This is a genomic window from Shewanella sp. 11B5, assembly GCF_002836795.1.
GTDB classification, from domain to species: Bacteria; Pseudomonadota; Gammaproteobacteria; order Enterobacterales; family Shewanellaceae; genus Shewanella; species Shewanella frigidimarina.
The window spans coordinates 1-1,013 of sequence record NZ_PJAP01000003.1 but is presented as its reverse complement, the minus strand read 5'-3'; the positions used below and the strand labels follow the sequence as shown (position 1 = coordinate 1,013).

At 41.2% G+C, this 1,013-nt stretch carries 2 protein-coding genes; both read right to left on the bottom strand.

Annotated elements, in window-relative coordinates:
• Positions 1-25: 25 nt before the first annotated feature.
• Positions 26-412, bottom strand: a complete 387-nt coding sequence (locus CXF78_RS00045; RefSeq protein ID WP_102035644.1) for a hypothetical protein — start codon at positions 410-412, stop codon at positions 26-28.
• Positions 399-1,013 (bottom strand): Na+/H+ antiporter NhaA (gene nhaA, locus CXF78_RS00040; protein ID WP_102035643.1); only part of this gene is annotated, 615 nt, incomplete at its 5' end. The genes CXF78_RS00045 and nhaA, both read right to left, overlap by 14 nt.

Here is a 1,013-nt window from a genome sequence, read left to right as displayed (position 1 = left end):
CGGCTGCGTTAATTAATGTTGCGGTTTACTTACTCTGGCGGCAGTCCATCAAACTAGTAATAACAGACTCTAGCTCAGCGCTATTACTGACATTGCTTAACGACACTTGCTCAGCGAGTGCTGATACTATTTCAGATTTTACCGGTATATGACTAGCACAATAATTTACGTTTGCCGTTTGATAACGCTTTCCGGCTCGGTACTTTAGTGCTCTTGACTCATAATCATTTGGCTCGATTCTTTTCTTAGCCAGACCATCTCGGTACATCAAGGCGCCATCTACCACACCTTCTAGATAACTTTGGCAAGTGGGTGACTCAGATGATTTTAGACAAACATTGAACGATTCAGCCGATGCGGGAATAACAAACAACGTTAACAACATTCCCAAAGATAATTTAGTGAGTTTCATGTTTTTCTCCTGTTTCAGGCAGTACTTTGGCTAACCAAAAATAACCAATTAGTGCTGCTAATAACGATCCTGTTAAAATACCAAGTCTTGCATAATCACCATATGCCGCAGGTGAATGTTCAAACGCTAACGAAGCAATAAACACTGACATAGTAAATCCGATACCACACATCACTGCAACAGGAATAATGTGTCTCCAACCAATCCCTGGTGGTAGTTCTGCTAACTTAAGCTTCACGGCTAAATAACTGAATAACAGCACCCCAATCGGCTTACCGAGCAACAGACCCATAATAATGCCTAAGGTAATGGGTTCAGCAAATGAATCTAAAGTCATATTCGTTAATGACAAACCAGCATTAGCAAAAGCGAACACGGGCAGGATCATAAAGGTGCTCCAAGGATGCAACTTATGCTCTAAATGTTCCGATGGTGAAGTACCATCCTTTGCACGTAAAGGAATACAAAATGCAATAATTACACCTGCCAATGTCGCGTGTACACCAGACTTCAATACGGCGACCCATAAAATAAAACCTAGTAAACCGTAAGGTAAAATTGAACTGACCCCTTTTCTGTTCAATGCAACCATAAGCACAAT